Annotated in this window: 27 protein-coding genes; 10 read left to right on the top strand and 17 right to left on the bottom strand. The window is 56.2% G+C overall.

Annotated elements, in window-relative coordinates; genetic code table 11:
* Window positions 1-4: 4 nt before the first annotated feature.
* Both gspC and FHC52_RS19785 read right to left on the bottom strand, forming a co-directional pair.
* Window positions 5-736, bottom strand: coding sequence for a type II secretion system protein GspC (gene gspC, locus FHC52_RS19790; protein WP_021240915.1), 732 nt, complete (start codon window positions 734-736; stop codon window positions 5-7).
* The gene (locus tag FHC52_RS19785; protein ID WP_126287221.1) at window positions 687-1,052 is read right to left on the bottom strand and encodes a hypothetical protein; all 366 of its coding nucleotides are present in this window, start codon (window positions 1,050-1,052) and stop codon (window positions 687-689) included. Before FHC52_RS19785 ends, gspC begins: the two co-directional genes overlap by 50 nt.
* On the opposite strand from FHC52_RS19785, the gene FHC52_RS19780 reads away from it, so the two are divergent.
* Complete coding sequence (locus FHC52_RS19780; protein ID WP_220420217.1) at window positions 1,038-2,603, top strand: ExeA family protein; 1,566 nt, start codon at window positions 1,038-1,040, stop codon at window positions 2,601-2,603. The two genes, FHC52_RS19785 and FHC52_RS19780, sit on opposite strands and share 15 nt — an antisense overlap.
* Complete coding sequence (locus tag FHC52_RS19775) at window positions 2,603-3,235, top strand: hypothetical protein (RefSeq protein ID WP_220420216.1); 633 nt, start codon at window positions 2,603-2,605, stop codon at window positions 3,233-3,235. The genes FHC52_RS19780 and FHC52_RS19775 overlap by 1 nt, the downstream gene beginning before the upstream one ends.
* Here FHC52_RS19775 and FHC52_RS19770 read toward each other — a convergent pair whose 3' ends face one another.
* The 3 genes from FHC52_RS19770 to FHC52_RS19760 form a co-directional block, all read right to left on the bottom strand.
* The gene (locus FHC52_RS19770; RefSeq protein WP_023292914.1) at window positions 3,236-3,859 is read right to left on the bottom strand and encodes a helix-turn-helix domain-containing protein; all 624 of its coding nucleotides are present in this window, start codon (window positions 3,857-3,859) and stop codon (window positions 3,236-3,238) included. It lies immediately after the preceding gene.
* Window positions 3,860-4,134: 275 nt separating this feature from the next.
* Window positions 4,135-4,965 (bottom strand): N-acetylmuramoyl-L-alanine amidase, encoded by an 831-nt coding sequence (locus tag FHC52_RS19765; protein ID WP_044596920.1) that lies wholly within the window; start codon window positions 4,963-4,965, stop codon window positions 4,135-4,137.
* Complete coding sequence (locus FHC52_RS19760) at window positions 4,962-5,285, bottom strand: heavy metal-binding domain-containing protein (RefSeq protein ID WP_008500028.1); 324 nt, start codon at window positions 5,283-5,285, stop codon at window positions 4,962-4,964. Before FHC52_RS19760 ends, FHC52_RS19765 begins: the two co-directional genes overlap by 4 nt.
* 97 nt (window positions 5,286-5,382) lie before the next feature.
* Between FHC52_RS19760 and FHC52_RS19755 the strand changes: the two genes are divergently transcribed.
* From FHC52_RS19755 to artJ, 6 genes are all read left to right on the top strand, one after another.
* A complete protein-coding gene (locus FHC52_RS19755; protein WP_023326990.1) occupies window positions 5,383-5,901 on the top strand; it encodes a lipoprotein in 519 nt (172 codons plus the stop codon).
* A 226-nt stretch (window positions 5,902-6,127) separates the two neighbouring features.
* A complete protein-coding gene (gene artP, locus FHC52_RS19750) occupies window positions 6,128-6,856 on the top strand; it encodes an arginine ABC transporter ATP-binding protein ArtP (protein WP_008500030.1) in 729 nt (242 codons plus the stop codon).
* A gap of 19 nt (window positions 6,857-6,875) precedes the next feature.
* Window positions 6,876-7,607: an arginine ABC transporter substrate-binding protein ArtI gene (artI, locus tag FHC52_RS19745; protein ID WP_008500032.1), complete on the top strand. Its 732-nt coding sequence runs from the start codon at window positions 6,876-6,878 to the stop codon at window positions 7,605-7,607.
* Between the two features lie 6 nt (window positions 7,608-7,613).
* On the top strand, window positions 7,614-8,330 hold the full coding sequence (gene artQ, locus FHC52_RS19740; protein WP_008500033.1) for an arginine ABC transporter permease ArtQ: 717 nt from the start codon (window positions 7,614-7,616) through the stop codon (window positions 8,328-8,330).
* A complete protein-coding gene (artM, locus tag FHC52_RS19735; RefSeq protein WP_023343658.1) occupies window positions 8,330-8,998 on the top strand; it encodes an arginine ABC transporter permease ArtM in 669 nt (222 codons plus the stop codon). The genes artQ and artM overlap by 1 nt, the downstream gene beginning before the upstream one ends.
* 173 nt (window positions 8,999-9,171) lie before the next feature.
* Window positions 9,172-9,903: an arginine ABC transporter substrate-binding protein ArtJ gene (gene artJ, locus FHC52_RS19730; RefSeq protein ID WP_021240923.1), complete on the top strand. Its 732-nt coding sequence runs from the start codon at window positions 9,172-9,174 to the stop codon at window positions 9,901-9,903.
* An 86-nt stretch (window positions 9,904-9,989) separates the two neighbouring features.
* Here the strand turns inward: artJ and FHC52_RS19725 are convergent, their stop codons facing one another.
* From FHC52_RS19725 to nfsA, 11 genes are all read right to left on the bottom strand, one after another.
* A complete protein-coding gene (locus tag FHC52_RS19725) occupies window positions 9,990-11,459 on the bottom strand; it encodes an ATP-binding protein (RefSeq protein WP_126287669.1) in 1,470 nt (489 codons plus the stop codon).
* A complete protein-coding gene (locus FHC52_RS19720) occupies window positions 11,443-12,150 on the bottom strand; it encodes a response regulator transcription factor (protein WP_008503450.1) in 708 nt (235 codons plus the stop codon). Before FHC52_RS19720 ends, FHC52_RS19725 begins: the two co-directional genes overlap by 17 nt.
* A 105-nt stretch (window positions 12,151-12,255) precedes the next feature.
* Window positions 12,256-13,395: a 23S rRNA (uracil(747)-C(5))-methyltransferase RlmC gene (gene rlmC, locus FHC52_RS19715; protein WP_126287670.1), complete on the bottom strand. Its 1,140-nt coding sequence runs from the start codon at window positions 13,393-13,395 to the stop codon at window positions 12,256-12,258.
* Between the two features lie 40 nt (window positions 13,396-13,435).
* The gene (locus tag FHC52_RS19710; protein ID WP_126287671.1) at window positions 13,436-13,909 is read right to left on the bottom strand and encodes a YbjO family protein; all 474 of its coding nucleotides are present in this window, start codon (window positions 13,907-13,909) and stop codon (window positions 13,436-13,438) included.
* Between the two features lie 65 nt (window positions 13,910-13,974).
* Entirely contained in the window at window positions 13,975-14,820 is an 846-nt protein-coding gene (gene potI, locus FHC52_RS19705) for a putrescine ABC transporter permease PotI (protein ID WP_008503447.1), read from the bottom strand.
* Entirely contained in the window at window positions 14,817-15,770 is a 954-nt protein-coding gene (gene potH, locus FHC52_RS19700; protein ID WP_021240928.1) for a putrescine ABC transporter permease PotH, read from the bottom strand. Before potH ends, potI begins: the two co-directional genes overlap by 4 nt.
* Window positions 15,771-15,780: 10 nt before the next feature.
* Entirely contained in the window at window positions 15,781-16,914 is a 1,134-nt protein-coding gene (potG, locus tag FHC52_RS19695) for a putrescine ABC transporter ATP-binding subunit PotG (RefSeq protein ID WP_021240929.1), read from the bottom strand.
* Between the two features lie 98 nt (window positions 16,915-17,012).
* Window positions 17,013-18,125 carry a spermidine/putrescine ABC transporter substrate-binding protein PotF gene (gene potF / locus FHC52_RS19690; protein WP_008503444.1) on the bottom strand — a complete coding sequence of 371 codons (1,113 nt, stop codon included), beginning with the start codon at window positions 18,123-18,125 and terminating at the stop codon, window positions 17,013-17,015.
* A gap of 351 nt (window positions 18,126-18,476) precedes the next feature.
* Window positions 18,477-18,953 (bottom strand): YbjN domain-containing protein, encoded by a 477-nt coding sequence (locus FHC52_RS19685; protein ID WP_003858385.1) that lies wholly within the window; start codon window positions 18,951-18,953, stop codon window positions 18,477-18,479.
* Between the two features lie 63 nt (window positions 18,954-19,016).
* Window positions 19,017-19,919 (bottom strand): 30S ribosomal protein S6--L-glutamate ligase, encoded by a 903-nt coding sequence (gene rimK / locus FHC52_RS19680; protein ID WP_021240931.1) that lies wholly within the window; start codon window positions 19,917-19,919, stop codon window positions 19,017-19,019.
* A gap of 69 nt (window positions 19,920-19,988) precedes the next feature.
* The gene (nfsA, locus tag FHC52_RS19675) at window positions 19,989-20,711 is read right to left on the bottom strand and encodes a nitroreductase NfsA (RefSeq protein WP_008503442.1); all 723 of its coding nucleotides are present in this window, start codon (window positions 20,709-20,711) and stop codon (window positions 19,989-19,991) included.
* Window positions 20,712-20,896: 185 nt separating this feature from the next.
* Between nfsA and FHC52_RS19670 the strand changes: the two genes are divergently transcribed.
* Entirely contained in the window at window positions 20,897-21,166 is a 270-nt protein-coding gene (locus FHC52_RS19670; RefSeq protein ID WP_006809455.1) for a GrxA family glutaredoxin, read from the top strand.
* Window positions 21,167-21,201: 35 nt separating this feature from the next.
* Here FHC52_RS19670 and FHC52_RS19665 read toward each other — a convergent pair whose 3' ends face one another.
* Entirely contained in the window at window positions 21,202-21,576 is a 375-nt protein-coding gene (locus tag FHC52_RS19665; RefSeq protein WP_025912901.1) for an inner membrane protein YbjM, read from the bottom strand.
* A 273-nt stretch (window positions 21,577-21,849) separates the two neighbouring features.
* Between FHC52_RS19665 and FHC52_RS19660 the strand changes: the two genes are divergently transcribed.
* Complete coding sequence (locus tag FHC52_RS19660; RefSeq protein ID WP_008503440.1) at window positions 21,850-23,535, top strand: aspartate:alanine antiporter; 1,686 nt, start codon at window positions 21,850-21,852, stop codon at window positions 23,533-23,535.
* Window positions 23,536-24,048 lie beyond the last annotated feature (513 nt).

Raw genomic sequence — 24,048 nt, 5'->3', positions numbered from 1 at the left:
CTTGTTAATTGTTTAGAACATTGACCCGAATATTTTCAAGGTGAGCGTGACGTCTGACGACGACCTCCGCTTCTTTCATTTTCGACCAGTTGGCAATAATATCTTTTGCCTTTTCTGCATCGGTCATATCGACAGAATTGACTTTTACCGCCACATCACCTTTTTCCAGACCGGCATGGCTGTAGAAGTCAGAGGCATTCCTTGGATTAATGTTGTAGCCTTCCAGCTGGCCCTTTTCGATAAGTGGCTTTAACACCAGATAATCATCCAGATGCACGCTTTCAGCACCAGCATCTTTCGTCGATTGGGTTACCGGGCCGCTGTCAACGCCGCCCTTAAAATAGTCAGGTTTATTTAACGCCAGTACCTGCGTAGCACCTTCGTAATTAACCACCACATTGTCTTTGTTTATTTCCTGAATAAAGGCATCGTTAAAACCGGTCAACGCCTCGCCTTCGCGATAGCTCTTTTGACCACCCGGCGTTTTGATCACGGCGAAGGACAACCAGGCATCGTCGCTGCGGACGATCCCCTCAATTTCGGCAGCGAGCGGGGCTTTTCCGGCCGCTGGCAGGTTGTCCTGACGCACGGCGGCGGTGAAAAGTGAAAATGTCTTTTCTTCCTGACGTTTTTTTTGCGGTTTCGCCGCTGCGTTCGCGAGTTTATTCGTCACTTTTTTATAATCTTTAAAAATGACGTAGCCTTGCTGACCGCAAAAAATCAGCAATACAAACATAATACAGGGCATTATCCACCGTGAAAAAAGTGAGAGCCTCATTATTCATCTGGCCTTTAGCAAAGCGGAAATAAGCAGCGTCATGCTGCGCCAATATGTGACATAAATAGTAATTAGCGGCCTGACAATCGACCACCTGCTTCGCCGTTAACTTTGATAAAGAAAAAGATTGACCGTCAAAAAAACCAGTGTTAGAGGTAGCCGACAGGTTATTTTTACCCTGCCCGTAAATTGACCATGACGCACCCTTGCCGTACTTTTCTGGGCCATTGCTATTCATGCCCAGAGACGGTAAGTCGTTATGTATCAGAGTCATTTTAAATTTAATCACCCGCCTTTTCGAAAAATTACCCGCGCCTCGGGCGATTTCTTCGTGCCGTATCACCAGGATATTTTCAACCTGCTGAAAGAGAAAACCCAACAGGCGGGGATTATTGGGCTCTTTGCAGACGATGCCCCGCTGCTGGGCCAGTTCAGCGACGCCCTGAAATCCGCAACCCCTGACGTTATTGCCATCAACGCGTTTCCAAAACTGAGTGCCAGTAGCCTGCTGTATAAACTCAATCCGGGAACGAAAGAGAGCAAAAACCGGCTTCAGGCGGTGGATGCCATCCTGCACCAGTGGCAGGGAGGGAAAAGCAGGACGAAAGTGCTGGTGATTAGCCATACCGATGCCATGAAAGAGACCTGTCGGGAGGTGCTGGCTCTGCTGCTGACGCGCGCGCAGGAGCTGGAGTTTCGTCTGTCCGTCGTATTGATGGGTGCAGCGGATCGGGAAGCCGTTCTGATGCAGCAGTCTGAACTGCGTGAATATGCGCATACCTGCCACACCCTGCGCCCCCTTACCTGCCGGGAGTTTCTCAGCTACGTTCAGGCGCAGTGTGAAACGCACGGGTGTGAGCACTCGCCGTTAACCCCGGCGCGCGTGCGTAAAATGCATGCGCTGACCAAAGGGAATATCAGCAAGCTGAACGAGCTGGCGCACCTGTCGATGCTCGCCGCCTGGACCGAACGCGCAGAACAGGTTAGCCCGCGTCATCTGCGCCTGGCGGCCGGTGAGATCCTGCCTGCGAAAAAACACGGTATGCGCCTGGCTACCGTGGGGCTGTTCGCCTCCGTGCTGTTCGCTGCCTGCGGCTGGTATTTGACCTCCTCGATCGGAGCAAGACTTCCGATTCAACTGCCGGTGCCCGCGAGCTGGAAACAGCAGACGCCCATCGAGCAGGCGCCGGTGGTGCCGGCTATCGACAACGAGGTGGTTAATCAGCCGGATGCGATGCATCAGCTCTATCTGATATGGGGGTATGACGCCTCGGCGGACGATGCCCTGTGCCAGAACGCCGCGAAGGTGAACCTGATGTGTAAGCAGGGAAATGCCTCACCGGACGCGCTGGCCCAGGAAGGGTATCCGTGGGTGAGTGAACTGAAAACCGGCAACCACCTTAACTATGCCGTGGTCGCCCGCGTCGGGGATAACTCACTCGACCTGCTGATGAATAACCGCACCTGGCAGGTAAGCCGTCACTGGTTTAACCAGCATGCCACCGGCAATTATACCCAACTCCACCGCCTGACGCCGGAAGGCAAAGACGCCATCAGCGCCGCCAGCGATGCGAAGGACATGGGGTGGCTGGATCAGCAGCTGAGCCAGGCCCTTGCCGAGCCGGAAACCCACGCTCAAACCTGGACGACGGAGATGATGAAACGCACCCGCGAGTTCCAGCAAAAAATGCATCTGCGCGTCGACGGTATCCCGGGTGAAGAGACGCTGATGCAGTTGATGCACGACACTAACACCACGCCGAGCGTGCTGCTTCAGCCCCCCCATGCCGCACCAGACGCGAAAACGCAGGAGAAGCATTCCTAATGTCTACCATCTGTCTTGCGGCTCAGCGCAGCTACGTTTCCGGGGAGGCGGTCTGGTTTTCGTACCGCATTCCCCGCCTGAGAAAAATCGCTTCTAACGCCTTTTTAGGAATAGTAAGCCTCTGCGTCATGCTGATGGCGGGGCTGTACGCCCACGTATACTGGCAACTGCGCCACCCTGCGCCGGAGCCGGTAAAAAAAGTGAACGTGGCGAAGCCCGAGACGCAGCTTTCCGATATGCACTACGTGTACGTGAGCAAGCCGTTCCCGCATCAGCACCCGAAACCCGTCCCGGTGCAGGCCGACGTCCCTGCCATGCAGGATCTGCCGATTAACAGCGACGACGCCGACTGGCAGCAGATGCCTGACGGCACGGTGCCGCACGATACCTCGCGGGATACCCTCCCCGGAACGGAAGCGCACGACGATGCCGTCTCCCCCCGCACGGAGGGTGACGACGCATCATTAACCGAACTGTTTAAGCAGGCGTTAAAAGAACAAGAGCAGGATTATTCGCAAGGGAAAATACCCGCACCGCCGGTTGACGAAACGCAGGATAATACTCAGGCGGACGCATTACATAAAGAAAGTGCCCGGTCTCCATTAAGTAAAAAAGGAGACCGGCTGGAATAGTTAATATTTTTCAGGCAGGTTGGTGATATTAAGGAGTCGACCCTTTTCCACCACAATGTATTGACCTTTTTTCAGATCGGAGAGGATTTTTATAATCGTACTGCGTGCCAGGCTGGTGTATTCCTGAATATAATCATAAACATTAATATCGCGTTGATGATGTACAATCAGTTCATTAATTTCCAGCAAAAATTCGCGCACGACAGAATAGGCGCTGCGGGCAACCAGCACGTCATCGCGCTTGCTCAGGAGACAGATATACCAGGCCAGCACCTTGGTGAGTTCAGGCCACAAGCCTTTCTCGGTCATCAGTTGAGAGAAAACGCTTTTCGGAATCGAGCGCACCACGGTATTCGAGCGGACCAGGCCATACATATGGGACGAATGATAAAAAATGGAAGAGAGTCCAAAAATGCACTGCCCCTGCAGGGTGAACAAGCAGAGCTCGTCGGATTCGCGGCGGAATTCCACTTCACCGCTGACGATAATATGAATAAATTCATTATCGACGGTGGAAATTTTTTGCCATTTCTTTAACGATTTTTCTTCAAATCCTTCCGTTGCGGAAATGATTTTTTCTATTTCATGATGAGGACGTAATTTTCTGCCGTAAATGCTTAACATTGTTATACCCGAATTAAGATGTAAATTTTAGATAAAAAATGGCCACGGTGGAACCACCGAAACTATTCGTATAATCCTGATAAAAAACTTCAAGGAGAAGTGATAATAAAAATCACTATGCAGGTGTTATTTTTTATAAATACTTAGCAAGCTATACGTCTATCTTAAATGAGGGTACTTTTAAGTCAATTAACTAAAAATGAATTGAGAATGTACTTAAGATTAATCTCAAGAAAACTAAGGTAATACGGCCTGGTCAGGGGCAGCCCTGAGGACTACCCTTGCCCGTACTTCTCTAAAAGCGCCTCGGCGATGGCCAGGGTTTCTACGTCAGCCACGCCGTTCCACAGCGCGGGGCGGAAGTGCATCTGAAACGCGCTGATCACCCTCTTCTGCTGCTGTTCCGTGGCGTTGTCCGGCACCTCGTAGCCATAGCGTTTCAGCACATCAAGCAACGCACCGCGCTCGACCTCCTGATAGCGCGGCCGCCCGTTAAGATAGAACGCCACGCGCGCGGGATCGGGCCAGGCTCCTATCCCCTGCTGCGCCAGCTGCTGCCACGGAAACAGCGGGCCGGGATCGTCTTTACGCTGCGGGGCAATGTCGGCATGGGCAACCACGTTCTGCGGCTGAATGTCATAGCGGGCAATAATGTCCCTGGCAAGCGGGATCAGCGCTGCAATCTGCGCAGGCGCAAACGGGGTAAAGGTTTTCACGCCGTCACGCGTTTGCCAGCCGCGGTTCTCGAGCTCAATCCCCACGGACGTATCATTAATCCGGTTGGTGCCGCGCCAGAAGCTAATGCCCGCATGCCAGGCCAGCTCGCTCTCGGGAACCAGCTGCCAGATGCGCGGCTTGCCGTCCGGCGCCGGGGGGTTGGCGGGGATCAAATAGTGAGAGCTAACGTTTTTATCCGTCAGCGTGGCCAGCGAGCTGTCAAAATCATCCGCGGTGTAGTGGATCACCAGCACCTTGATGCGCGGGTAAGCCGCCTGCGCCTGATGACGCGTATCCAGCTCGTAGGCACCTTTATCGATAATCCCCTTTTCCGTAACGCACCCTGCCAGCAGCAGCGCCAGCAGGAGCGTGGCAAACGCACGCCTCATCGCAGGGTTTTCACCGCCGTACCGCTTACGCTCACCATCAGCATGCTGCCGTCTTTCCCGACCGTTTCGTAGTCAATATCGATTCCCACGACCGCATCCGCGCCGAGGGCTTCCGCCTGCTCGCCGAGCTCTTTAAAGGCGATTTCGCGTGCTTTGCGCAGCTCTTTTTCGTATGCGCCAGAGCGGCCACCCACGATATCGCGGATACCGGCAAAAAAGTCACGGAAGATATTGGCGCCGAGAATCGCTTCGCCGGTGACCACGCCGCAGTACTCGGTTATTGTCTGTCCTTCCAGGGTTGGCGTTGTTGAAAACTGCATGGTTTCTCTCCTTCTTTAGCGTTCAATGCCTTAGGCACAGCATTATCGGTTCGTTACGCTATGATTGAAAGGATAGTTAATAAATAAGGAAATCAACATGCGCTATTCAGCTTTAACACTTTTAGTGCCCTGCGCGCTGGTGCTCAGCGCCTGTACCACCACGGTCACGCCAGCCTTTAAGGATATCGGTACCCGCAGCGGCCCCTGCATTGAGGGCGGCCCGGACACCGTGGCGCAGCAGTTCTATGATTACCGGATTCAGCACCGCAGCAACGACCTCACCGGCCTGCGCCCGTATCTGAGCGATGGTCTGGCAAAACTGCTTAACGATGCCACCCGCGATCCGCAGCACAACGCGCTGCTGAAATCCGACCCGTTCTCCAGCCGCACCACGCTGCCGGACAGCGCAGAAGTGGCCAGCGCGTCAACCATCCCGAACACGGATGCCCGTAACATTCCGCTGCGCGTGAAGCTGACGCAGGGCAGCCAAACCTGGCAGGACGAAGTGCTGATGATCCGTGAAGGCCAGTGCTGGGCGGTGGACGACGTACGCTACGTGGGCGGCAGCGTGCATGCCCCGGCAGGCACGCTTCGCCAGTCGATTGAGAACCGCTGATTCATCAGTGATAAAAATGTTACCCCCGTAAAATGTCCGGCATTTCTCGCGGAATGCCGACATTTATACTCGCCGCCTTTGCCCTTCGCTATTTTGTGCTATGTTTAAGAGGAAATACGGGTTATATTTAACTTTTAACGCAGAAATATTGCATAACTATTCTGTCAACGGTACTATCTGCGGCCTCAATTGCTATAGATTGCCTGGATGAGTAAAGACTGCCCCGATGAGTATTAAACTAAACGGCATTAACTGCTTCTACGGCGCACACCAGGCGCTGTTTGACATCACGCTGAACTGCCCGGAAGGTGAAACGCTGGTTTTGCTTGGCCCAAGCGGTGCAGGCAAAAGTTCCCTTCTGCGCGTCCTTAATCTGCTTGAGATGCCCCGTTCAGGTACGCTGGCAATTGCCGGTAACCATTTTGATTTCGCAAAGACGCCGTCTGATAAAGCGATACGCGAGCTGCGTCAAAACGTCGGCATGGTCTTCCAGCAATACAATCTCTGGCCGCACCTGACGGTGCTGCAAAACCTGATTGAAGCCCCGTGCCGCGTGCTGGGCTTAAGCAAAGATCAGGCCATCGCGCGTGCCGAAAAGCTGCTGGAGCGTCTGCGCCTCAAGCCCTACAGCGACCGCTACCCGCTGCACCTGTCCGGTGGTCAGCAGCAGCGCGTGGCCATTGCCCGTGCGCTGATGATGGAACCTGCGGTACTGCTGTTTGATGAACCCACCGCCGCGCTGGACCCGGAAATCACCGCTCAGATCGTCAGCATTATTCGCGAGCTGGCGGAAACCAACATTACGCAGGTTATCGTTACCCACGAAGTGGAAGTGGCGCGTAAAACCGCCAGCCGTGTGGTGTACATGGAAAACGGGTATATCGTTGAGCAAGGTGATGCGAGCTGCTTCGCTAACCCGCAAACCGATGCCTTCAAAAACTATTTATCTCATTGATTGTGTCAGGGGAAATATAATGAAAAAAGTATTACTTGCCGTGCTGCTTGCTGGCGTTACCCTTTCCGCTACCGCAGCTCAGACCATTCGTTTCGCCACGGAAGCCTCTTACCCTCCGTTTGAATCCATTGATGCGAACAACAAAATTGTTGGCTTCGACGTGGACCTGGCTAACGCCCTGTGTAAAGAGATCGATGCGACCTGCACCTTCAGCAACCAGGCGTTCGACAGCCTGATCCCAAGCCTGAAGTTCCGCCGTATCGACGCCGTAATGGCCGGTATGGACATCACCCCGGAGCGTGAAAAGCAGGTGCTGTTCACCACCCCTTACTACGATAACTCTGCCCTGTTCATTGGTCAGAAAGGCAAATTCACCTCTGTCGATCAGCTGAAAGGCAAAAAAGTGGGCGTGCAGAACGGTACCACGCACCAGAAATTCATCATGGATAAGCATCCGGAAATCACCACCGTGCCATATGACAGCTACCAGAACGCGAAGCTGGATCTGCAGAATGGCCGTATCGACGGCGTATTTGGCGATACCGCTGTCGTGACCGAGTGGCTGAAAGCCAACGATAAACTGGCGCCAGTGGGCGACAAAGTGACCGATAAGGATTACTTCGGTACCGGTCTGGGGATTGCCGTTCGTCAGGGCAACACTGAGCTGCAGCAGAAATTCAACGCTGCGCTGGAAAAAGTGAAGAAAGACGGCACCTACGAAACCATCTACAAAAAATGGTTCCAGAAGTAATTCCTGATGAATGAAATTTTTCCTTTAGCAAGCGCCGCCGGGATGACCGTCGGCCTTGCCGTTTGCGCACTGATTATCGGCCTGGTGCTGGCGATGTTCTTTGCGGTGTGGGAATCCGCGAAATGGTTCCCCGTTGCCTGGACAGGCTCCGCGCTGGTCACCGTGCTGCGTGGGCTACCGGAAATTCTGGTGGTCCTGTTCATCTATTTCGGTTCCTCGCAGCTGCTGCTCACGCTGTCGGACGGCTTCACGATTAATCTCGGCTTTGCGCAGATCCCGGTGCAGATGCAGATTGACAACTTCGACGTCAGCCCGTTCCTGTGCGGCGTCATTGCGCTCTCCCTGCTCTACTCCGCGTACGCGTCGCAAACCCTGCGCGGTGCGCTGAAGGCCGTGCCGCAGGGACAGTGGGAGTCAGGTCAGGCGTTAGGGTTGTCGAAATCCGCCATCTTCTTCCGTCTGGTGATGCCGCAGATGTGGCGTCATGCCCTGCCGGGCCTCGGCAACCAGTGGCTGGTGCTGCTGAAAGATACCGCGCTGGTGAGCCTGATCAGCGTTAACGATCTGATGCTGCAAACCAAAAGCATCGCCACCCGTACCCAGGAGCCGTTTACCTGGTACATTGTGGCGGCGGCAATCTACCTGGTGATCACGTTGCTCAGTCAGTACATCCTCAAGCGTATTGACCTGCGAGCGACGCGCTTTGAACGGAGACCAGGCTGATGCTTGAATACTTTCCCGAGCTGATGAAAGGGCTGCACACCAGCCTGACGCTGACCGTGGCGTCCATTATCGTGGCGCTGATCCTGGCCCTTATCTTCACCATCATCCTGACGCTGAAAACGCCGGTGCTGGTGTGGATTGTGCGCGGGTACATCACCCTGTTTACCGGTACGCCGCTGCTGGTGCAGATCTTCCTGATTTACTACGGCCCGGGCCAGTTCCCGTCGCTGCAGGCGTATCCGGTTATCTGGCATCTGCTCTCTGAGCCGTGGCTGTGTGCCCTGATTGCCCTTTCGCTGAACAGCGCGGCCTATACCACCCAGCTGTTCTTTGGTGCGATCCGCGCCATTCCGGAAGGCCAGTGGCAGTCCTGCGGGGCGCTGGGCATGAGCAAGAAAGACACGCTGGCGATCCTGCTGCCGTACGCCTTTAAGCGCGCGCTCTCCTCCTACTCCAACGAAGTGGTGCTGGTGTTCAAGAGTACCTCTCTGGCCTATACCATCACCCTGATGGAAGTGATGGGACACGGACAGCTGCTGTACGGGCGCACCTATGACGTGATGGTGTTCGGCGCGGCGGGCGTGGTCTATCTGGTGGTGAACGGTCTGCTGACGCTGATGATGCGCCTTATTGAGCGTAAAGCGCTGGCGTTTGAGCGCAGGAATTAACCACGCAAGTGCATAAAACGGTATTCATGGAGCGGGTAACCTGATGGGTTATCCGCTTTTTTTTGTGATTAACATAATACTTAATCATTTTTATTGCATACAAATTCATTAACTGGCATTGTACATCCAGGCCGCAGACACGGCGCATCAATAAGACAGACGGGAGCATTACAATGAAAAAGTTAGTTCTGGCCGCATTACTCGCCACCTTCGCCGCTGGCGCATCCGCTGCGGATAAAATCAATTTCGGCGTCTCCGCCACCTATCCGCCGTTTGAATCGCTGGATGCCAGCAACCAGATCGTCGGTTTCGATATCGATCTGGCGAAAGCGCTGTGCAAACAGATGCAGGCCGACTGCACCTTTACTAACCATGCTTTTGACAGCCTGATCCCGTCGCTGAAGTTCAAAAAATACGACGCGGTGATCTCCGGGATGGACATCACGCCTGAGCGCAGCAAGCAGGTCGCGTTCACCGACCCGTACTACGCCAACTCGGCGGTGGTGATTGCGAAGAAAGGCGCGTATACCTCTTTCGATCAGCTGAAAGGCAAACGCATCGGGATGGAAAACGGCACCACCCATCAGAAGTACCTGCAGGACAAACATCCGGAAGTGAAAACCGTGGCCTATGACAGCTACCAGAACGCGATTATCGACCTGAAAAATGGCCGTATCGACGGCGTCTTCGGCGATACGGCCGTGGTGAACGAATGGCTGAAAACCAACCCACAGCTGGGCACCGCAACGGAAAAAGTGACCGATCCGCAGTACTTCGGCACGGGCCTCGGCATCGCGGTACGTCCGGATAATAAAGCCCTGCTGGAAAAACTGAACGGCGCGCTGAAAGCGATTAAAGCGGACGGAACGTACCAGAAAATCAGCGAGCAGTGGTTCCCGCAGTAATGTCTTTTGCCGGGTGGCGGCTTCGCCTTACCCGGCCTACGGGGGAAGTTGTAGGCCGGGTAAGCGCAGCGCCACCCGGCACTCTCTCACAGCGGCACAAAGAACCTGAACCGCGCCCCTCTCGCCGACTCCATCAGCCTGATCCCGCCGCCGTGCAGCTCCAGCATCCGTTTCACGATTAACAGCCCCAACCCGCCGCGATTCTCTCTCGACGCCTGGGTGTTGAGCGCCGACGGCCGCTGGAACAGATCGTCGCGCAGCGAGGCATCCACGCCCGTTCCGCTGTCGGACACTTCGACCTGCAGCTGTTCATTTTCCTGCCACACCGCCAGGCGAATTTCTCCGCCGCCAGGCGTATGGCGCATCGCGTTATCCAGCAGGTTGGTCACCACGCGTTCAATCATCGACACATCGGCGTTTACCATCGGCAGCGGCCCCGGCACGTCAATATGCAGATTGACCTCGCGCGTCCGGGCCGTGAGCTCAAACTTCTGCGCCACGTCGGAAATCAGCTCCGCCATTGCGAACCGCTCGCGCTGGGGTTTAATACCGCCGTGTTCAAGGCGCGCCAGCTCAAAAAGCTGCTGCGAAAGATGCCGGACTTTTTGCCCCTGACGCAGGGCGGTGGCGAGATACTGCTGATGCTCCTGCGGCGTCAGGGTGGCGGATTTGAGCGACAGGGTTTCGAGATAGCCCAGCAGCGAGGTGAGCGGCGTGCGGAGATCGTGCGAAATATTGGCGATAAACTCACGACGCTGACGATCGCTGTCGGCCAGCCGATCCCACTGTTGGGTGATTTTGCGCGCCAGCTCGATAAAGCTGTTGCGCAGGATCGCCACCTCATCTTTTGCCGCCGCGTCCGGCGTCTGTCCCGCCAGCAGCCTGATGGCGCTTATGCTGTCCTGCTCCAGCCCGGCGACCTCCACCGTCAGCTGTTTGACAGGGCGCGTGACCCAGTACCAGACCAGCAACCCTGCCAGCAGCCCAAACAGCGCGACCCACAGCATCGACCACAGGACGGTACTCCACAGCGCCTTGTGCCAGGCCATTTCAGCCAGGGCGTTTGACTCCTCGCCCTGCAAAATAATGTACAGATAGCCTTTTAACTCGCCGTCCTGCCGCAGCGGCGTAGCGCTAAAGACTTTTTGATTTTGACTGCGCGGATCGTCGCCCAGTACCGGCATGGCCGTGCCGCTCAGGAAACTCTGCACCGGCGCCAGGTCGATTTTTTGCCGCTGAATATGGCCCGGCGGGGCAGCGTCGGCGAGGATATCGCCGTCCGGGGAGACAACGTAGAGCTCAACGCTCGGATTAAAGGTCATCAGCCGGCCAAACAGCGGTTTCAGCGCGCTGCGGTCGACCCTGCCCTGCGCGTCCAGAATCGGTTCGCGCTGAACGATCTGCTGCGCCAGCCCGCCCGACAAACGCTGCACCATCGCATTACCGTACTGCATGCTGCTGTAGAGCTGTACCGCGCAGGCGACGGCAGCGCAGAGCATCATCAGCAGGATGAAGAGCAGCGTCAGGCGCTGGCTCAGGCTAAAGCGACGCATCATGCTGCGGCTCCGCAAATTTGTAGCCCTTGCCCCAGACGGTGCGAATGATCTCCGGCTCGGCGGCGTCCTTCTCTATCTTGATGCGCAGGCGGTTGATATGGGTGTTGACGGTGTGCTCGTAACCTTCGTGCTGGTAGCCCCAGACCTGCTCCAGCAGCGCCAGACGGGAGAACACCTCGCCGGGATGACGGGCAAAGAAGTAGAGCAGCTCGAACTCGCGCGGGGTGAGATCCACCACCTGGCCGTGAAGCAGCACGCTGCGCGCCAGCGGATCGATGGTCAGCCCGTGCGCCTGAATGTGTCCGTCGGCTTGCGCCTGCCCCATCGCCTGCTGGCGACGAAACAGCGCTTTGATGCGTGCAATCAGCTCCTGCACGGAGAACGGTTTTGCCAGATAGTCATCGGCGCCGGTTTCCAGCCCGGTAATGCGGTCGGTTTCGCTGCTGCGGGCGCTGATGATGATCACCGGCAGGTAGCGCGTCATCTGACGGATGCGGCGGCAAATCTCCAGACCGTCAACGTTGGGCAGCATCAGGTCGAGGATCACCGCATCCCACGTCTGGGCGTCAAGACGCTGTAAGGCGTTGCCCCCGTCGGGCTCGTGGGTGATGGCGTAGCCTTCGTCTTCTAAATTGAGTCGCAGAAGCGCCGCGATATCGTGGTCGTCTTCTACCAGCAGGATCTGCTTCATGGGTAAGCCTATATTCATGTCTTATGACGTAAGCTTACCTGATTTCGCCGGGATGAAGAGTTCACATTTTGTTGAACATTATGCGGGGGTCATGCCGGGTGGCGGCTACGCCTTGCCCGGCCTACGGGTTAACAGCGTCAACACTTCATAATGCGCGGTGTGCGGGAACATATCGAAAAGCTGAACGCGTTCAACGCGATAGCCCGGCAGTTGAGCGATGTCTTTCGCCATGGTCTGCGCGTTGCAGCTGGAATAGATGATGTATTCCGGCGCCATCTGGCTCAGGTAGTCGCACAGCGCATTCCCGATGCCGCGGCGCGGCGGGTTAACCAGCACCAGTTCCGGCACGTTGCCCTGGCCGGTGGCGAACTGCGTGGAGTCGAGCGCCTGGAAGCGCAGATTCGTTAACCCCAGCTCAGAGGCAGACTGCTTCGCGCAGGCAATCGCTTCGGCAGAGATCTCAATCCCGGTGAGGCTCATCTCCGGCGTGGCGCAGTGCAGGCCAAACCCGCCCACGCCGCAGAACAGATCCCACATATGGTGAACGTTCAACGCACGCACCCAGTCGCGGGCGGTGGCGTACAGGCGGCTTGCCACGGTCGGGTTGGTCTGGAAGAAGCTTTGCGGGCGGATCCACAGCGGCACGCCGTTGAAGCGCTCCGCGAGCGCGTGCTGGTCGGTGAAGAAAATCTCTTTCTCCCCTTCCATAATCGCCATATGCACCGGCTGAATGTTCGCCGTAATGACCTTCAGCTGCGGAAGCTGCGCCTGCAGCCAAGGCAGGGCCGCGCGCAGCTGCTCAAGCTTAGTTTCAGAGCGCAGCACGAAGCGCAGCATCATGCCGCCGTCGATCTGGCTTTCGGTCAGCAGAAGGTACTTCAGCTCGCCGCGCTTGCGGGCCACGTTATAGGGCGTTAACCCTGCCCGGGCAATAAACGGCTTGAGTGCGGCAAAGACCGGTGCAAAGGAGTCAGGATACAGCGGGCAGTCGGTTAAGTCTTCCGGCGTGCCGTCGCGGTGCAGCATCCCCAGCAGCGGTTTTTCTACGCTGCCGCTGACCACCATTTTGGCTTTATTGCGAAAACCCTGTTCCGGGCCGCTGACGGGTGCGCACCACTCGCCCACCGCGTGTGCTGCCAGCAGCTGTTGCAGGTCGGCCATTTTGGCGGTGAGTTGTTGAGAGACCGGCTGTTCTATCCACTGACAGGAGCGGCAGCGTCCGGCGTCATAGAGTGCGCACTGCATATCAAAACCTTAAGAATCACGAGGGCTGCGATTATACACATTATTGCAGGCGGAAGAACCGCCGACTGGAGGCCGGAACGAAGAGGAGACAGAGCACCAGCATATCCGGCAGCTTTTGCATAAACAGCGCGCGCAGGATCTCACGTTTGGATTCACCGGCAATGCTGAACAGCTCCGGGTAGCCGTAGCCCAGCGAGGCGGCCCACAGATAGCTCGCCGCGGTAATCTGCGTCAGCAGATAGACCCAGCGCGCCCAGTTGCGCCCTTTGACCAGCGAAAACGCGCAGTAAATCTCGATAAACACCAGCATCAGGCTGCTCAAAAAGACCAGCGTCAGATTCCACGTCTGCACGCTGCGGTGAATGAATTCACCGATGCCGCGCACGCCCAGGGTGTTTAAAATCATCAGCACGTCCAGGCAGCGGATCATAATAATGGCGAGCGCCGCCACCTGAACCAGTGCAGGTACGTTAGGACGCGCGTGCGTAATACGTGATTTTTTTAATAATCCCAATGTTTTACTTCCCTGAAAAACAGTGCCGCGTCATGCGCGGCACATCACTGGAAATTTTAAATCCTTCAGCCGCGTCTTGCACGCTGGATATCGCGCACGCGCTGTTTTTCCGCGCGCGCCATCAAATACCAGGCGATAAATCCGACAATTCCGACCACGCCGAGGATGATAGAGGCCAGGGCGTTGATCTCCGGGTTGACCCCCATGCGCACGCTGGAGAAGACCAGCATCGGCAGCGTCGTCGCCCCCGGGCCGGAAACAAAGCTGGCGATCACCAGATCGTCGAGCGACAGGGTAAACGCCAGCAGCCAGCCAGAGATCACCGCCGGCATAATCATCGGCAGCGTGATGATGAAAAAGACCTTCAGCGGCGTCGCGCCGAGATCCATCGCCGCCTCTTCAATGGAGCGATCCAGCTCGCGCAGGCGCGAGGCGATCACCACCGCGACATAGGCGGTACAGAAGGTGACGTGCGCCAGCCAGATGGTGAGCATCCCGCGATCCGCCGGCCAGCCGATGGCATGCGCCAGGGCCACGAACAGCAGCAGCAGCGCGAGACCGGTGATCACGTCCGGCATAACCAGCGGGGCGGTGATCATAAAGGCGAAGCCGTTCGAACCGCGAAAACGCCCAAAGCGCACCATCACCAGCGCGGCGATCGTGCCCAGCACGGACGCCATGGTCGCCGCCAGCGCCGCAATGGTCAGGCTCAGCCCCACCGCGCTCATCATCGCATCATCGTGGAACAGCTCGCTGTACCAGCGCGTCGACCAGCCGGCCCAGACCGTCACCAGTTTGGAGCTGTTAAACGAGTAGATCACCAGCATCAGCATCGGCGCATACAGGAAGGTAAAGCCGATGACCAGGATCGCAATTCGCCACGGGGAGCGCACTACCGGTAAGTTGTTCATCCGCGATCTCCCATCTGTTTCTGCTGATGCTTGTGGAACCACATGATCGGCACGATCAGCAGCAGCAGCATGACAATCGCCACCGCCGACGCCACCGGCCAGTCGCGGTTATTGAAGAACTCCTGCCACAGCACGCGGCCAATCATGATGCTGTCTGGCCCGCCGAGCAGTTCCGGGATCACAAACTCCCCCACCGCCGGGATAAAGACCAGCATCGACCCGGCGATAATGCCGCCTTTGGTCAGCGGGACAATGACGCTGAAGAACGTTTTTAACGGACGGGCACCGAGATCGAGCGACGCTTCTACCAGCGAGTAGTCAATACGCGTTAGCGCCGTGTAGATCGGCAGCACCATAAACGGCAGATAGGCGTACACAATGCCGATATAGACCGCGAGGTTGGTGTGCAGGATCGTCAGCGGCTGATCGATAACCCCGAGCCACATCAGAAAGTTATTCAGCACGCCGTTGTTTTTCAGGATCCCCATCCACGCGTAAACGCGGATCAGGAACGAGGTCCACGACGGCAGGATCACCAGCAGCAGCAGGATGTTTCGCGTCGACGGCTTGCTGTGCGCCACCGCCCACGCCAGCGGATAGCCCATCACCAGACAGCAGAGCGTTGAGATCGCCGCCACCTGCAGCGATTGCAGATAGGCTTCGAAATAGAGCGGATCGTCGGTGAGCTGCAGGAAGTTACCCAGGTTTAAGGTCAGCGTCAGCTGCCCGTCGGCCCAGTCCAACAGGTTGGTGTAAGGCGGGATCGCCCGCGCCATTTCCGCCAGGCTTATCTTGAAAACAATCAGGAACGGCAGCAGGAACAGCAGGATCAGCCACACGTATGGCATGGCGATCACCAGCTTGCGGCCGTGCTTCATCTGCATGCGCGTCAGCCAGTGGGCAAAGCCGCCCGGCTTTTCGACGCGGGCTGGAGGTTCAAGTGTACTCATTGGCCGCTCCTTATACCGTCAGCACAACGCAACTGTCTGCATCCCAACACAGGCGCACTTCGTCGCCCCAGGTCGGCTGCCCCTTGCGGTAGCGATGTTCGTTCTGTAACTGCGCGCTGAGCATCTGCCCGCTTTTCAGGCGCACGTGATAGATGGAGAGATCGCCCAGATAGGCAATGTGCACCACTTCGCCCACGGCAAAGTTATAGCCATCAGCAGGCGGATCCTCACAGAGCATGATCTTCTCCGGACGCAGCGCGACGTAAACCGGCACGTTATCCACCACCGAGTTATCCGGATCGACCTTAAGCGGATGCTGCAGCCCCGGCGATTCGATGACCAGACCGTCTTCCTGACGATCTTTCAGCAGCCCTTCGAAGACGTTAACCGAGCCGATGAACTCCGCGCTGTAGCGGGTGGTTGGATGCTCATAAATCTCTTCCGGCTCGCCAATCTGAACGAACTTCCCGCGGTTCATGATGGCGATACGTCCGGCCATGGTCATGGCCTCTTCCTGGTCGTGGGTGACCATCACGCAGGTCACTCCCACGCGCTCGAGGATATCGACCACTTCAAGCTGCATACGGTCGCGCAGCTTTTTATCCAGCGCGCCCATCGGTTCATCAAGCAGCAGCAGTTTCGGGCGTTTTGCCAGGCTGCGGGCCAGGGCCACGCGCTGGCGCTGGCCGCCGGAGAGCTGGTGCGGCTTACGCTTGGCGAACTCCTGCATGTGCACCAGGCTCAGCATCTCGGCCACGCGCGCGGTAATTTCAGCCTTCGGCAGCTTATCCTGCTTCAGGCCAAAGGCGATGTTCTGCTCCACCGTCATATGCGGGAACAGCGCGTAGGACTGGAACATCATGTTGATCGGGCGCTGATACGGCGGCACGCTGGAGAGGTCCACGCCGTCGAGCACGATCTGCCCGGCGGTGGGCTGTTCAAAACCGGCCAGCATACGCAGCAGGGTCGATTTACCACAGCCAGAGGCCCCCAGAAGGGCAAAAATTTCGCCTTTATAGATCGTCAGGCTGACGTCGTCCACGGCATGCTGGCCATCGAAAGATTTGGTGAGGTTACGAATTTCAAGCAGCGGGGTCAGCGCTTTACGGACTTTCGCCTGCGGGCGGGGGATCGCGTCATTCACGGGGTGTTCTCCGGTAGAGATCAAATCATGGTGCAGGCGCACCAGAACGGTGCGCCTGTTGCCGGGGGCGCTTCGCTTGCCCGGCCTGTGACAAAGGGTTATTTACCGCTTTTCACCTTGGTCCACGCGCGGGTACGCACGCGGTCAATTTTTGGATCCTGGACTTTCAGGGTGAAGAGCTTGGCGAACACATCCGCTGGCGGATAGATAGCCGGGTTATTACGGATCTCTTCGCTCACCAGCGGCACGGAGGCCTTGTTACCGTTCGCGTAGTAAACGTGGTCGCTGATGTGGGCGATAACCTCAGGACGCATCAGGTAGTTGAGGAACTGATACGCTTCGTCTTTGTTTTTGGCGTCAGCCGGCATCGCGAAGACGTCGAAGAAGGCCAGCGCCCCCTCTTTCGGAATGAAGTAGGAGACGTTCACGCCGTTTTTCGCCTCTTTCGCGCGGTTTGCCGCCTGCCATACGTCCCCTGCCCAGCCGATCGCAACGCAGATGTCGCCGTTCGCCAGGTCGTTAATGTACTGGGACGAGTGGAAGTAACGAATGTTTGGACGCAGCTTCAGCAGCAGATCGGTCGCCGGGCCGGTGTAATCATCGGCCTTATTGCTGTTCGGATCTTTGCCCAGGTAGTTCAGCACTGTCGCGAAAATCTCTTCCGGGGCATCGAGGAAGGAGACGCCGCAGCTTTTCAGCTTCTCGAGGTTTTCCGGCTTCAGCACCACGTCCCAGCTGTCCAGCTTCACGTCCGGGCCCAGCGCGGCTTTGACTTTATCCACGTTGTAGCCGATACCGGTGGTCGCCCACAGGTAAGGCATCGCGTATTTGTTGTCCGGGTCGTGCTTAGCCACCAGCTTCAGCACTTCCGGATCGAGATTTTTCCAGTTCGGTAATTTGCTCTTATCCAGCGGCTGGAAAACGCCTGCCGTCAGCTGGCGCTCCAGGAAGCTTGCGGAAGGCACCACGAGGTCGAACCCGGTGCTGCCCGCCATCAGCTTTCCTTCCAGCACTTCGTTGGAATCGAACACGTCGTAGACGACTTTAATGCCGGTCTCTTTTTCAAAATTTGCCACCGTGTCCGGCGCAATATAGTCAGACCAGTTATAAACGTGCAGCGTTTTTTGTTCCGCAGCGAGCGTGCCGGCAGAGACGGCCATCAGAGCACCCGCAACCAGACCCGATAACCATTTTTTATTCAAGGCGATCATAGTGTTATTCCTTCTGAAAGCTCGTTAACAAACGAACTAAAACTGTGCAATCAGGATATATGCAAAAATCATGCATAGTTTGTCGCTCTGCTCAAAATAAAAAGAAACCTCTTTACCCGGCAGCTTCCGCTCGCTTTTTTAAGCATCGCAAGAATAACTGTAGCCCGTGTCCCCGGCTATAGCCCAGACGAAAAAACGCCTTTTATCAATTTTTTATGCAGGTTAAGTCTACGTGATAAGCCGAAACGGCCTTCAGGGAGGTGAATAATTCTTTAAAAAAAGGTTAAAAGCAGCAGAAAAAATGGCCTTCTGCAGCCGCTATGGCAGCGACTGCGCAAAAGTCAGACAGGCTTAGTGAAGAAAATTGGGAGATGCATCATTATTCTCTGCATCATCTTCCGCGCTGTACAGCAGATGGTGTGCATTGGCTTCCATCATAACCATCGAAATTTGCTCTTCGCTCAAGCGCATAAACCAGGCAAACTGCTTGAACGACAGCCCTGCCCCGGAGAATAAAGACTGGCAAACGACCAGTTTTGGCAGATTATCATCCTGTATGTCGAGAAATGCCTTCACCGTCAAAGAACTGGCATTGATTGCCGACAGGTCGGAAGCCAGCGCCAGCAGCGCGGAGGGCTTCACTTCGGCCAGCGCGGAGAAAAGGATCACGTCGTTAATCAGATCGATTTTGGCATCGAAAATGCCGTCGAAATTCTGCATATGAGGCAGATGCAGCGCCTGGCAGGAATCACATTCGAAGAACGTAATTCCGGCATCATCAAGCCATTGACGTAACGTATCCAGTGTAGGTACGACCTGTAAATCCATCGCGATGCAGCCTCTTTAATAAAAACTTCGCATAGGGTACTTAAAAAGCGCGCGGTAATCCATTTAACCACCCGTTTTCAGACAGTAGCCCGGCGTCGCATGACGCTCGATCCATAAGATCATTTTACCCGCAATATCGACCCCTGTGGTTTTTTCCACACCTTCCAGCCCCGGCGAGGCGTTCACCTCCATGACCAGCGGCCCGCGCGTCGCGCGCAGAAGATCTACACCCGCTACGTCCAGCCCCAGGGTTTGCGCCGCTTTCACGGCAATTTCCCGTTCGCGATCGCTGATATCGGCGATTCTGGCAATGCCGCCGCGGTGAAGATTAGAGCGGAAATCGCCCTCTTTGGCCTGCCGCTCGATAGCCGCTACGACCTCGTTACCCACCACGAAGCAGCGAATATCGCGCCCTTTCGCCTCTTCGATATACTCCTGCACCAGAATGTGGGCATTGAGGCCCCGGAAGGCATCAATCACGCTCTCCGCCGCCTGACGGGTCTCCGCCAGCACCACGCCAATGCCCTGCGTGCCTTCCACCAGCTTGATCACCAAAGGCGCGCCGCCCACCATGTCGATCAGATCGCTGGTGTCGTCCGGGGAATGGGCAATCCCGGTGACGGGAAGATCGATCCCCTGACGGGCAAGAAGCTGCAGCGAGCGCAGCTTGTCGCGGGCGCGGGAAATGGCGACGGATTCGTTGAGCGGGTAGCTGCCCAGCATCTCGAACTGGCGCAGCGCGGCGGTGCCGTAATAGGTAATCTGGGAGCCGATGCGGGGGATCACCGCATCAAAGTGCGGCAGCTTGCGGCCTTTGTAGTGAATCGACGAGGCGGCAGGATCGATGTTCATATAGCAGGACATCGGGTCGAGGATTTCAACCTGATGCCCGCGTTTCGCCGCCGCTTCTCGCAGGCGCTTACATGAATAGAGCGTTCCATCCCGGGACAATATGGCAATTTTCACCCTGCACCTCTCTGAAGACATGGAAAAAGCCTGCGTATCATATACGCAGGCAGGCGCAGGATAAATGGACTATCGCGTCGCCCAGCCCTGTTTGTGCAGGTAATCAAGAATAAACGGGCGATTTTCTTTAATGATGGTGCGGCGAATATGGTCAGTCCAGGTGTCGCGGCGGTTATTGCTGCCGCGCGTCATGTAGTAGTTCGCCAGCTCTTCATCGTAGTGATTCAGGACGTCCTGATCGACCGGCTGGTAGTGGTTTTCATGCACCAGCATCGCCGCAGGAATGCGCGGCTTCAGATCCGGGTTATCCGCCGGCCAGCCAAGGCACAGGCCAAACAGCGGCAGCACGTGTTTTGGCAGCTTCAGCAGGTCGGTCACACTTTGAATATTGTTACGCAAGCCGCCAATGTAGACGCCGCCTAACCCCAGCGACTCCGCCGCCGTAAAGGCGTTTTGCGCCATCAGCGCGGTATCCACCACGCCCAGCAGCAGCTGTTCGGCCAGGCCCAGCTCGGCCTCAGGGCAGATCTGCAGGTGGCGGTTAAAGTCGGCGCAGAATACCCAGAACTCGGCTGCCTGAGCCACATGCTTCTGCCCGCCGGTCAGCGTCACCAGCTGTTCACGCATCGCCGGGTCGGTAATGCGGATAATGGAGCTGCACTGCAGGAAGCTGGAACTGGAGGTCGCCCTTGCGCTGTTAATAATCGCTTCGCGCTGCGCATCGGTAATCGGCTCATCGGTGAAGTGGCGAATGGAACGATGGGAAAGGAGCAGGTCTATGGTTGGCGTCATCTTGTCTCTCTTTGTCTTGCTTAAACCGTATGGCAGCCAGTATAGGCAATGATATGCGCGGTGTAATTGGCGAAACATAGCTCATAGATATTATAACGACAGGCGAAACCTTCTTTAATGACGACAGGTTATGGGGCACTATACGTGTCATTCGCCGTCAGGCTTGTTTTTTTGAGGAGAGAGAAATGTTTGCAGTTATTTTTGGTCGTCCAGGGTGCCCTTACTGTGTGCGCGCGAAAGAGCTGGCTGAGAAACTGACCGAAGAGCGCGATGACTTCAACTTCCGCTATGTGGACATCCACGCGGAAGGCATCACCAAAGCCGATCTGGAAAAAACTGTCGGTAAGCCGGTTGAAACCGTACCGCAGATCTTCCTCGATCAGAAACACATTGGCGGCTGCACCGACTTTGAAGCTTACGCCAAAGAGCACCTGGGCCTGTTTGCTGCCCAGTAATGAAATGAAAGGACGCCCTCACCGAGAGGGCGTTTTTATTTGTGGTGCCGTCGGTTATGAAGCAGACTGCGCACAAATAAGTAGCAGAGCGCGCCAAGGGCGCACCAGAAAACAGCGCTCATCAACCACGCCAGCTCCTGCCAGAAACTTCGCGTAGAGATATACAGCAAGCGCATCATCAGCAAACAGAGCGGCGCGGCCAGCATGGCGCCCAGCAGTGGCTTCACCACCTCCCCTTTACGGGAGAGAAAACTGGCAGCTGCCCCCGGCAGGGTAAAAAAGAGCAACCCGAGCTCCGGATGACCCGACGCCCTGAATGCCCCTTTCACGTTAAAAGCAAGCGACATGCATACGACCGTGAACAGCAAAAAGCAGCTGATCACCCCCGCCCAGTTTCGTTTCATATTCAACCTATCCTCCTGACTTATCTCTATCAAATACACTTTCGTCGGGTAGACGCCCAGTCAGATAAAGCAATGCGGCAATCCTTGCCAAAGTACGCACAGGGTGATGCGATAATCAGTAGCTGTCAGTAGCTAATGCGATTAAACTACACGCCAGCTAATGTTTTAGGGAATAAAGCAGGAAACAGGGAGCGTTAACGCTTTTCCCTGACCCAAAAAACAGTAGCCCAAAAAGTCCTTTCATTCAACAACTTACTGGTAAACAAGAAGTTAGCCTCCGTGAATATAAACGTCGCAGACTTGTTAAATGGGAATTACATCCTGTTATTATTTGTGGTTCTGGCGCTGGGTCTTTGCCTGGGTAAATTGCGCCTGGGTTCGGTTCAACTCGGTAATTCCATTGGCGTTTTAGTCGTCTCCTTATTATTAGGCCAGCAGCACTTCAGCATTAACACGGACGCGCTCAACTTAGGTTTTATGCTGTTTATTTTTTGTGTTGGCGTGGAAGCGGGGCCGAACTTTTTTTCTATTTTCTTCCGCGACGGCAAAAATTATCTGATGCTGGCGCTGGTGATGGTCGGCAGCGCGCTGCTGATCGCGTTAGGGCTGGGTAAACTGTTTGGCTGGGATATCGGGCTAACGGCCGGTATGCTGGCAGGCTCGATGACCTCCACTCCGGTGCTGGTGGGTGCCGGTGATACCCTGCGCCACTCCGGTATGGCCGGGGAACAGCTCTCCACCGCCCTCGACCACCTGAGCCTGGGCTATGCCCTGACCTATCTGATTGGTCTGGTGAGCCTGATCGTTGGCGCACGCTACCTGCCAAAACTGCAGCATCAGGATCTGCAGACCAGCGCCCAGCAAATCGCCCGCGAGCGCGGTCTGGATACCGACTCCAAACGAAAAGTTTATCTCCCGGTGATCCGCGCCTACCGCGTCGGGCCGGAGCTGGTGGCATGGGCAGACGGTAAAAACCTGCGCGAGCTGGGGATTTACCGCCAGACGGGCTGCTACATCGAACGTATCCGCCGCAACGGTATTCTGGCGAACCCGGACGGCGACGCGGTGCTGCAGATGGGCGACGACATCGCGCTGGTCGGTTACCCGGACGCCCACGCCCGTCTCGACCCGAGCTTCCGTAACGGCAAAGAGGTGTTCGACCGTGACCTGCTCGACATGCGCATCGTCACCGAAGAGATCGTGGTGAAAAACCATAACGCCGTTGGCCGCCGCCTGGCGCAGCTGAAGCTGACCGACCACGGCTGCTTCCTCAACCGCGTGATCCGCAGCCAGATTGAGATGCCCATCGACGATAACGTGGTGCTCAACAAAGGCGACGTGCTGCAGGTCAGCGGCGACGCCCGCCGCGTGAAAACCGTGGCCGACCGCATCGGCTTTATCTCCATTCACAGCCAGGTCACCGACCTGCTGGCCTTCTGCGCCTTCTTTATCGTTGGCCTGATGATCGGGATGATCACCTTCCAGTTCAGCAACTTTAGCTTCGGCATCGGTAACGCCGCCGGGCTGCTGTTCGCCGGGATCATGCTGGGCTTCCTGCGAGCGAACCACCCGACCTTCGGCTACATTCCGCAGGGCGCGCTGAACATGGTGAAAGAGTTCGGTCTGATGGTCTTTATGGCGGGCGTGGGCTTAAGCGCGGGCAGCGGCATTGGCCACAGCCTGGGTGCCGTTGGCTGGCAGATGTTGGTTTCCGGACTTATCGTCAGCCTGGTGCCGGTGGTTATCTGCTTCCTGTTCGGCGCCTACGTGCTGCGCATGAACCGCGCCCTGCTCTTCGGGGCGATGATGGGAGCGCGTACCTGTGCCCCAGCGATGGAAATCATCAGCGATACCGCGCGCAGCAACATCCCGGCGCTGGGCTATGCGGGCACGTATGCTATCGCTAACGTACTGCTCACGCTGGCGGGTACGCTGATCATCATCATCTGGCCGGGGCTCGGATAACTCCTAAGAATGCGCGTGGCGGAAAATATTTTTGTTACGCGCAGAACTTTTTTATCAGGGGGCAGTCATAACTAGTGCCACTGCTTTTCTTTGATGTCCCCAATTTGTGGAGCCCATCAACCCCGCCGTTTTGGTTCAAGGTTGATGGGTTTTTTGTTGTCTGAAGTTCGTGCCTTGTGGCGAACAGCCATAAGGCAAAGCCTTCCTACGCCGTTTCAATCGCATATAGCAGTTCAACCAGATCAACCGCACTTACATCATCCCAGCGAAGGTAGCTCGACAGAGAGCTTGTTTCCGAATCTTGCCCTAAAACGCGCTGGCATATTGCCTGGTGGTCAACGGATGCAGATACCCAGACAGCACCACTCTGCTGACAAAAGTAGGTCGAACCTTTCAACTGATCTTGACCCGCCATTTCCGGACAGCTTTTGTATCTTAAGTTAACGATGCCCGCTGCCGCCGGTATTCTCTCGGAGAGTGATATCCCAGCGCACTATGCGGGTGATTTTCATT

This window comes from Enterobacter sp. EC_64 (genome assembly GCF_019584165.1).
Classification (GTDB): Bacteria; Pseudomonadota; Gammaproteobacteria; order Enterobacterales; family Enterobacteriaceae; genus Enterobacter; species Enterobacter roggenkampii.
Note: the sequence above shows the minus strand (reverse complement) of the source record. Positions and strands in the feature narration are given on the sequence as shown.